Genomic DNA, 9,031 nt, shown 5'->3' with positions numbered 1-9,031 from the left:
GACCGAGGGCGAGGATGTCCTTGCTCTGCATGCGGGACCTCAAAACGTGGGGATCAGGGACAGCCCGAGACCGGGCACTCAGTCTCCGCAAAGACTATGCGAATTCCATTTGCGGCGTCGAGGAGCCGTTTTGGGTGGGCGGATGCCGAAGGGGGCGAGCGCGCCGGCGGGTTTCGAAGGGATGGGGGTGCGCCGCGGCGGGAGACCGGTAAGTCCTTCAGGCGGGGCGCAGGAAGTCGGGGTCCAGCAGCGGCTCGGTGTGGGGCCGGAGGAGGGTGTCGGGGTAGGTGCGCTCGGCACCGTTCTTGAGGAGGCCCGCCGCCCGGCCCTGCACGGGGAGCGGGCCCACGTTGCCCACCGCGTCGCTGTTCCCCAGGGACACCAGCAGGCCCAGGCGGGTGGGGGCGTAGGCGGCCGCCGGGGCGCGGCCGCGGGCCCGGTCGCGGAGCAGGGCGGCCATATAGCGGCCCTGGTTCATGGCCTCGGTGGCGGTGGCCGGGGTGGTGGATAAGGAGCCGTCCGGGGCGACCCGCACGGCGCAGTCGCCGGCGGCGAGGATGTCGGGATGGTCCGGGACGCGCAGGTGATCGTCCACGATGACCCGGCCCTGGGGGTTGGCGCCCAGCCCGGCCTCCTTCAGGAAGCCCGGCGCGCGGATGCCGCCGGCCCAGGCCAGCACCCCGTAGGGGAGGCCCTCGCCGCCCAGGACCGCCGTGTCCTCGGAGAGCCGTTCCAGTGGCGCTCCCAGGCGCACCTCCACGCCCTTGCGCTCGAGGATGCGCCGCGCGGCCCGGCCGTGGCAGGGCTCCATCTCCGGCAGCAGGCGGTCGCGGGGCTCGCACAGGAGCAGCCGGATGTCGTCCAGCGGGGCCCCGTGACGGTCGGCGAGGTCAGGCAGGCGGTGGGCCAGCTCCCCGGCGAGCTGGCAGCCGGTGTAGCCGCCGCCGGCCACCACGGTGGTCAGCAGGCGCCGCCGCTCGGCGGCGTCGGCGAGGGGCGCGGCCCGTGCGTAGGCCGCCTCCAGGGCGTTGTGCAGGTTCTCGGCGTCCTCGTGGGTGCGCAGGGTGTGGGCGTGCTCGGCCAGCCCGGGGATGTCCGGGGAAGAAGGCCCGGAGCCCAGGGCCAGCACCAGTGCGTCGTAGGAGAAGGGGCCGGCGTCCGTGTCCACCCGGCGGGGGGTGGGGTGGAGGTCCTGCACCGTGGCCTGGTGCAGTTGGATCCCCTCCAGGGGCAGGCGGCCGTAGTCGATGCAGGCCTGCTCCGGGGCGAGGGTGCCGGCGGCCACCTGATGCAGCCAGAAGATGACCTCGTGGCAGGGGGCGCGCTCCACCAGGTCCACCTGGACGCCCTCGGGGAGCTGTCCCCGGGCCCGCATGGCGTCGAGGTCCAGGGCCGTGCGCAGGCCGGCGTAGCCACCTCCCAGGATCAGGACCCGCATGGCGCTTATCCTTCCCCGGTGTTTGTGGAGCCGCGCGGCTCTTCTTCCTCCCGGGGCCCGCCCTCGGCGCGGGGCTCCCCCTCCCGGCGGCTACCCAGATGGGACTCCTCCAGGGGAACCTGCACCTCACGCGCCACCTCCTCCAGGATGCCGGAGAGGATGCGGGGGCCTACGGCCAGGCCGCGCAGGGCGTTGGCCGCGTTGTGGCGGAGGCTCTCCCGGGCCGGCCCGGGCAGCCAGGATAGCGGCGTGGCGGCGGCCTCCAGCCCCAGCCGGGCGGCCCGGGTGGCCAAGTCCGTGGCGTCCTGGAAGCCGCAGCCGGCCTCGCGCGGTTCCGACGACTCGCCGGAGGGGTGCTCGCTGCGGGGCTCGTCGGACATGTCGCTTCTCCTCGAAGGTAGGGGCCGCCCACCCGCGGCCTGGAGCTAGCCGGCCGGGGCCTCCCCGGCCGGCTTCCAGCGCCCGATGAAGCGGTGGACCACGGCGGCGCCCACGGCGTCGCCCCAGACGTTGGTGGCGGTGCGGAAGCGGTCCAGCAGCCAGTCCACCGCCAGCAGCAGGCCAATGCCTTCCAGCGGCAGCCCCACCGCGTTGAGGACGATGACCATGGTCACCAGCCCCGCCTCGGGGATGCCGGCGGCGCCGATGGCGGCGAGGGTGGCCGTTACGAACACAATAGCCTGCTGCCCCAGGGTCAGGTCCAGTCCATAGGCCTGGGCGATGAACAGGACCGCGCAGGCCTCGTAGAGGGCCGTGCCGTCCATGTTGATGGTGGCCCCCAGGGGCAACACCGTGCGCGAGGCCCGGGGGTCCACGCCGTTCTCCCGCACGCCCTCCATGGTCAGGGGCAGGGTGGCGGAGGAGCTGGCGGTGCCCAGGGCCACGAACAGGGCCCGCAGCATGGTGGCCAGGTAGGACAGGCCGCGTCCGGCCACCAGCCACAGGATGGCGAACAGCACCACGGCGTGGATGGCGAGGCCGGATACCACCGTCACCACGTGCCAGGCCACGGCCGTGAGCTGGTCCACCAGGGCGTCGCCACCGCCGGCCGCCCCCAGCCGGCCCGCCACCAGCCCCAAAATGCCCAGCGGCGCCAGGTACATGAGCCAGATCACCAGCTTCATGAGGATCTCGTTGAAGCCCTGGAAGAATGCGGCCACGGGCCGGCCCGGCTCGCCTACCGCCAGCATGGCCACGCCGAAGGCCAGGGCGAAGAGGATCAGGGGCAGGAGCTTGGTGTCCGCGGCGGCGGCCACCAGGTTGGGCGGCAGGATGGACTCGATGAACGCCCGGGCGTCGGCGCCGCCCCGCTCGGCGATGCCCTCGGGAAGCTCCCCGGCCGCCTCCAGGCCCGCCGTGGCCCCTGGCTGGATCCAGTTCACCATCAGCAGGCCGATGAGCACGGCGATGGCGGTGGTGGCCAGGTAGTAGCCCACCGTGACCCCGCCCAGGGCACCGAAGTGGCGTATGTCCCCGACACTGGCCACGCCGCTGATCACCGCCGCCAGCACCAGGGGGATGACCAGGATCTGCAGGGCGTTCAGGAAGACCGTGCCCATCCAGGCCACCGCCCCTACGGCGGGCCCGCCCTGCCAGCCGATGGCGACCCCGGCGAGCACCCCCACGATGATCCCGGCGAGGACGGCGACAGCGTGCTTGTGGGGCATGGGAGGTCCTCGGTGGGTTGCAAGGAGCGGACAGCCAACCGCCGCGGCCGGACACGGATGCGCGTGCTTTCGGAAGGAGTTAGGATAGCCGTGTCCCCAACCCCCGGACAAGCACGGAGATGGAAAGAGCCATGTGGACCCGTGTGTGCCTCGCCTGGGCGGTGGCGTTGCCGCTGCTGCCCGCCCAGGCGGAGGCGAGCTCCGGACCGTCTGCCCTGGACGCCGCCTCCTCCCAGCCCGCCGTGTCGGCGGTGACCCGACCCAAGACCTTCCAGCTGCGGGAGGAGGCCTCCCTGCGCGCGCGCCCCGAGGGGGCGGAGGTGGCCCGCTGGGAGGCCGGTACGCTGCTCACCTCCAGCCGCCGGTTCAAGGACTGGGTGCGCGTCACCGGCCACTTCCCCGAAGAGCGTTGGCGGCCCATGGAGGAGCCCCGCTGGATGCGCGCGGACCACCTGCGGGTCGTGCGCCCGTACCGCCCCAAGCGTCCCGTGGCGGAGGCTATCCGCGCCCGCACCTACGGGCTGGAGCGGGACGTCGCGGTGCGCGATCGGCCCCGGGGCCGCCCCGTGGCCACCTGGGCCGAGGGCGACCGGTTCACCGTGCGCCGGCGGCAGGGGGCGTGGCTGGAGGTGTCCGGCCACTTCCCCGCGGACCGCTGGGAGCCGGCACAGCGCTCCCTCTGGGTACCGGCGCGGGCGGCCCGCGACCTGAGCCCGCCGCCCGACATTCCACTCGCCGAGGGGGAGCAGCGGCGCATCGTGGTGGACAAATCCGCCTTCGAGCTGCGGGTCCTGGAGGAGGATCGGTCGGGCGAGGCCCGGGAGGTCTATGCCACCGAGGTGGGCCTGGGCATGGACGACTGCCTGCCGGAAGAGGAGGGCGGGCGGTGCTATTACACCGAGCCCGGGGACTACGAGGTGCGTTGGCGTATCCACGAGCCCGACGGAATCGACTGGTGCATCCCCGACTCCATGGCCGAGGAGGCCCGTTACGCCGAGGATGTGGCGGCGGGGCGGCGCTGCTTCGACGGGGTGCTCGGCAAGTTCGCCCTGAACATCGGCAAGAGCTACGCCATCCACGCCACCAACGACCCGGACAGCATCGGCCGCAAGGAGAGCCACGGCTGCATCCGGGTGCGCCCCGAGGCCGCCGAGACCCTGTGGCGCTACATGCGCGAGGGGGACCCGGTCACCATCCGTCCCTGAACGGTGGCCCGATCCTTTACTGGGGAAGGAGGCCGGGGGCGTACCGAATGACCAGGGTAGCCTCGACCCCGCAGTGCCTACCGCTCTTCCGGGGGTAGGGCCATCTTGCCCCACTTGGCAAGGGCGGCCCGCCGTTCCCGGGCTTTACGGCGCGCTTGTCCAACCATGGGCTTCAACTCCTCCGCCGCAGCCAACGAGTCCTCCACCGTCGCGGTCTTGCGGGCCTGGCCCGGGGCCGATGCGAATTGCGGCTTATGCGGCAGATCCGATTCATCAGGCTGGTCAGCCATTTTTATCTCCTCGCGTTTGGTGAGTCCAAGGAGTGGTAAGCGGCATAAAATGTGCAACTTTTAGGGTACTATAGGGCCCGCCTTCCGATTGGTAAACCCCGATTTTTCCCTTCAATTACGCCTCCCTACCGCATTTCCTCCCACCCTGTGTACCTGTTTGCCAGAGCCGTCTGAGCCGTTCGCGCAGCCCGGGCCTGACCATTGGAGCGGATGGGGTAACCCGCCCCCTAATCGGTGAACTTCACCATCCGGGTTACCTGGATGTCGGAGATGAACACCACGCCCGAGTGCTCGCTAAAGAAGGGCGCGAACCCTTCCAGGATGGGCTCGACCATGTCTTCCGGGACCGCGGCGATGATCATGATCAGCACGTCGTCCTCGTTGAACATCAGGTGGCCCTCGTGGAAGCCGTGGCTGCCCTTGCCCGAGAGGTTGTGCATGATGGTGTAGCCCTTCACCCCGGCGCGGTCGAGCAGGTCGGTGGCGAAGCCCTGGTGCTCCCCGCTCAAAATGATTTCGAGCTTCTTCAAGGGGCTGAAGTTGAGGTTATGCATGCTGCATGGCCTCCTCGGGGGTTGGCTGAGCGTGGACGAGTGGCTGGTGCAGCCATTGGCCGTCGTCATAGGTGGTCACGGTCCCGGTTTCGGGGTCGATGACGAGCAGCCGGATCCAGCCGTTGCGCACCAGATGCTTGACGGAAACTACGTTCTCCACGGCGGCCTGGGCCTGCGCCAACGGCGCCTCGATCACCGTGATGAGGCGCAGCGGTTGGTGGTAGGGCCGGCCCTGGTCCAGCACCGTCTGGGAGGGCAGGCCCGTGCGCAGGTCGCTGAGGTTGCCGGTCATGACCCCGAGCCGTCCGGCGACGTTGTGGTAGACCTTGCTGCCGCTGCCGAAGCGTTCGTTGTCCACGGTGGAGAAGTAGTGCTCCATGTTGATCCACTGGCCCACCACCAGGGGTCCGGTGAGGATGGTCTCCAGCAGCCGGCGCTTGGGGTCGATGCGGTAATCGTAGGAGTGGAGAAAGGCGCGCCCGTCCAGGGCCAGCTCCTGGGTCAGCGCCCGCCGGCCGATGATGAAGTAGGCGTTGCCGGACAGTCCCCATTCGGGGCGCACCTGGGACCAATCCATGGAGTTGCGCTGCGCCTCGCGATGGGAATCGCCCGGTTCGCCCTCGACGGCGGTGATCTGCAGGGTGGGGATGCGCTCCTGGGCGCACCGCCGGGAGGCGGCCCGCAGGCCGTTGTGCAGGCGGTCGAGATAGGCCACGTGCGAGGCGGGCATGCGGTCGAGGTCGGATAGCCGCAGCTCGTCGGTGGTGGTGTCGTGCAGCGCGGCCATGAACCAGGCGTCGTCGGGGATGTCGATGCCCTGTTCCCGAAGTGCATCCCGGACCTCGGGCTTGTTGGCCATCTGCGCCAGAACGCGGGCGTTCACCAGCCCGTGGTTGCCGCCGCAGGCGCCGCAGTCGAGCGCCGACTCGTAGGGATTGTTCTCGGAGGTGCTGCCGTGGCCCACCAGCAGGATGAAACGGGAGAATCCTTCGGTCAGGCCGATGGCGCGTAGGGCATTGCCGACGAAACCGACCTGCTCGTCGAGGCTGAAGCCGATACGCCCCAGCCGCTCCATCTGCAGCCGGGCGAAGGCGGGGTCGATGCGGTAGACCTCACGCAGGCGCTTGATAAAGGCCTGTTCCCCTTGGGCATCCAGGCCGAGCGATTGGGCGAGCTCGGGCGCCCGGTGCTGCTTGCCCATGGCGGCCTCGCGCAGCTCACGCACCATGGCGTCCGTGATGCGCTCCGTCTGCAGGCCGAATTCCTGGCCCACCGCCTGGATGATCACGGCCCGCTGGACCGTGCGCACGATGGAGTCGGCCTGCTCGCGGCTCAGCTTGTCCAGCAGCATGCGGGCGGGCGGCTTGTCCTCGTGCAGGTGCTGGCGCCAGCGGTTGTACTGCCGGGGAATCAGCGTCTTGCCGACCATGTCCAGGCCGAACAACAGGCCGATGGCCTCCACGGTGACGAAGGGGCTGACGATGGATTCCTTGAGCTCGTGCAGGGCCTTCTCGAGGGCGGTGACCGCGGCTGGGTCCTGTGGGGCCGAAACGGGCATTTCCGGCACCAGGTTTTTGGGCGTGAGCAGCACCGGGCACAACGGGGTTTCGCTGCCCTTGCCGAGCTCCATGAAGCTGATCGGCACGCCGAAAAAGCCCGCGATGCCATAGGTCTGATAATCCCCCGCGGCCTCCAGGTGCCGCCGGATCCGTTCCGAGCGGGTGTCGATGCAGAACAGCGCCTGGGCAAAGGGGCGTTTCTCCCTCGGCGCCGGCGGCGTCGGGTTGAGGTCCCGAAGCAGCCGGTCCGTGGCCTGCGCCTCCATGGCGCGCAGCCAGAGCATGCCTTCGTGGCGCTCGAAGGCATGCAGGGTGTCCAGCAGCCGTTCCAGCGCCTCCCCGGAGAGTTGATCGAGTGCGGGCGCCTCTCCCGCCCGGGTCGCCAGTGCCTGCAGCCGCTCGGCCTGGCGGTGCGCTTCCTGGTCGCGCTTGGCCCGGACGTAGTCGGCATAGATCCGCTCGATCCGGTCCGGCTTGCCGCGGGCCAGGGCTTTCTCCACCCCCGCCGCCTGCGCCGGCAGGATGGCCCCGCTGTGCAGCTCATGGCGCAGATAGGTCTCCCGGGGCCGATTCTCGATGGCCTGCTCGATGGCGCCGGCGGTGGTTGCCAGGTCCCTGTGCTTGCGCTCGCTTAGCAGGGCCAGGGCGAGGGTCAGGCGCACCGCGAGCAGGTCCACCAGGTCGCCGGGATAGCGCTGGTTCCAGTGATAATGCCGGGCATGGGAACGCCAGCGGATGAAGCCGGCCCAGCCGTGCAGCCGGACGAGCTCGCGGGTGAAATAGCCCATCCACCGCGACTCGGGCACCTCCAGCGTGCGCATCACCTGGGCGATCACCTCTTCCGGCCCATCGGCCTGCGCCAGGATGCGCTCGACGTGCAGACCACGCAGGGAAAACCGGCCGTTGCGGACGGCGAGCTGGCGCCAGGCCGCGAAAAAGCCCTGCTCGCGCCCGGGCATGCCCCAGACGGACTGGCCCTCGTCGAAGAAATCGAGGCAGCTCTTGATGACCAGCTCGTCCAGCTCCGCTCCGATCTCCGTGCCGTAGAGGGCGTCCACCGCCTCGTAGACCGGCCGTTCGCCGAGCAAGGCCGCGCGCAGCCCGTCGGTGATGGCCGCCGTCACGGGCCCGGCGTCTGCCGTTGGGGCGCTGCCGTTCAGGGTGGCCTTTACATCTTCCGGCCCGGCCAGCGTCCGCGTTCGCGCCACGGGCTGCTCGACCTCCGTGAGCAGAGCCATTAGCCAGCGCGGCAGGTCGATCCCCGGAATGGGGTCGCGTTCGGCGGCGAAGGCCTTCGCCTCGGCGGCGAGCCGTTCGCGGTCCACCTGCCCTGCGGTGAGATAGCGCTGATATTGGCACCTGGGCAGGTACCCCCGGGCATGGAACAGCTCCTCGCCCTTTTCCACGGCCTCGGGGAAGGGCAGGTGCTCCAGTCCGTGCAGGGGGTTGTGGTGGATAAAGGAGCGCATGGGCCAGAAGAAGGGGATGGGCTCCCCGGCCACATAGACCGTGGTTCGAATCTTTAGCTCTTCGCCCAGCGAGAGACTCATGGCAGGTCTCCTGACAGGAACAGGCCGCCGATGGTGAGTGCCATCAGGGCGGCGGCATACGCCCAAGCGGAGCCGGGGCCCAGGTCAGCGACTTGATAGTCGGGGGTGTCCGGCTCGGCTGGGCCGACCACCAGGCCCTGGACCATGCGCGCCCCGGCCCAGGTCCAGAGCAGCCAGATGCCGAGCAGGGCGAGGCTCGCTGCGGGCGTGCTGGGGACACTGGTCAGCAGCAGCGCCAGCATGGTGAAAAACGCCGGAAACAGCGGCAGCGCCACGCTGGCCAGCACCGTCCCCACCAGCACCCCGGAAAACCGCGGCAGGGTCTGGGCCAGTCCCGGGTACAGGCCCGTATAGGCGGCGCCGAAGCGCCCCTCCAGCCCGCCCGTGAGCAGTGCCAGCAGCGCCAGGGGTGCGCTTATCCCCAGGGCGTGCAGATGGGCGGAGCCGGCGAACAGCTCGCTGGCACCGGTCAGCCAGAGCAGGGCCCAGAGGGAGGTGGCGAGGAAGGCGGTCCACTGGCCCAGCTCGCGCAGGGCGAGGGCGCGGAAGGCGTAGAGCGCGGAGGTCGCCAGTGCCAGGGGCAGCAGCCAGTCCGGGGGCGGCCCGGCCGCCGCTGGCATGAGGGCCAGCCCGATCTGGGGCCAGATCAGCAGGAGAACGGCGCGCAAGGCGGAGTGGCCCACCCATGCGTACAGGGCGTTGAAGGCCGCGCTGAACGGAAACAGGGGCAGGAAAACCGCGGCCAGAAGATAGGTTGCCAGGGACATG

8 protein-coding genes are annotated in these 9,031 nt (G+C 70.4%); 1 reads left to right on the top strand and 7 read right to left on the bottom strand.

Annotated elements, in window-relative coordinates:
- Positions 1-217: 217 nt before the first annotated feature.
- The 3 genes from AN478_RS13345 to AN478_RS13335 are packed head-to-tail and all read right to left on the bottom strand — an operon-like array spanning position 218 to position 3,105.
- Positions 218-1,438, bottom strand: a complete 1,221-nt coding sequence (locus AN478_RS13345) for an NAD(P)/FAD-dependent oxidoreductase (protein ID WP_054967102.1) — start codon at positions 1,436-1,438, stop codon at positions 218-220.
- A 5-nt stretch (positions 1,439-1,443) separates the two neighbouring features.
- On the bottom strand, positions 1,444-1,818 hold the full coding sequence (locus tag AN478_RS13340; protein ID WP_054967101.1) for a hypothetical protein: 375 nt from the start codon (positions 1,816-1,818) through the stop codon (positions 1,444-1,446).
- Positions 1,819-1,863: 45 nt separating this feature from the next.
- Entirely contained in the window at positions 1,864-3,105 is a 1,242-nt protein-coding gene (locus AN478_RS13335) for a dicarboxylate/amino acid:cation symporter (RefSeq protein ID WP_054967100.1), read from the bottom strand.
- A 131-nt stretch (positions 3,106-3,236) separates the two neighbouring features.
- Here AN478_RS13335 and AN478_RS13330 point away from each other — a divergent pair, with 131 nt between their 5' ends.
- Positions 3,237-4,310 carry a L,D-transpeptidase gene (locus tag AN478_RS13330; protein ID WP_054967099.1) on the top strand — a complete coding sequence of 358 codons (1,074 nt, stop codon included), beginning with the start codon at positions 3,237-3,239 and terminating at the stop codon, positions 4,308-4,310.
- 77 nt (positions 4,311-4,387) lie between these two features.
- On the opposite strand, the gene AN478_RS13325 is transcribed toward AN478_RS13330, so the two are convergent.
- The 4 genes from AN478_RS13325 to AN478_RS14040 all read right to left on the bottom strand — a co-directional run bounded on the left by AN478_RS13325 (position 4,388) and on the right by AN478_RS14040 (position 9,030).
- Positions 4,388-4,600 (bottom strand): hypothetical protein, encoded by a 213-nt coding sequence (locus AN478_RS13325; RefSeq protein ID WP_054967098.1) that lies wholly within the window; start codon positions 4,598-4,600, stop codon positions 4,388-4,390.
- A gap of 227 nt (positions 4,601-4,827) precedes the next feature.
- On the bottom strand, positions 4,828-5,154 hold the full coding sequence (locus AN478_RS13320; protein ID WP_054967097.1) for a P-II family nitrogen regulator: 327 nt from the start codon (positions 5,152-5,154) through the stop codon (positions 4,828-4,830).
- Positions 5,147-8,263, bottom strand: coding sequence for a DUF2309 domain-containing protein (locus AN478_RS13315; protein WP_054967096.1), 3,117 nt, complete (start codon positions 8,261-8,263; stop codon positions 5,147-5,149). The genes AN478_RS13320 and AN478_RS13315 overlap by 8 nt, the downstream gene beginning before the upstream one ends.
- On the bottom strand, positions 8,260-9,030 hold the full coding sequence (locus AN478_RS14040) for a hypothetical protein (RefSeq protein WP_054967095.1): 771 nt from the start codon (positions 9,028-9,030) through the stop codon (positions 8,260-8,262). The genes AN478_RS13315 and AN478_RS14040 overlap by 4 nt, the downstream gene beginning before the upstream one ends.
- Position 9,031 lies beyond the last annotated feature (1 nt).

This window comes from Thiohalorhabdus denitrificans (genome assembly GCF_001399755.1).
GTDB classification, from domain to species: Bacteria; Pseudomonadota; Gammaproteobacteria; order Thiohalorhabdales; family Thiohalorhabdaceae; genus Thiohalorhabdus; species Thiohalorhabdus denitrificans.
This window is presented reverse-complemented; position numbering and strand designations above follow the sequence as displayed.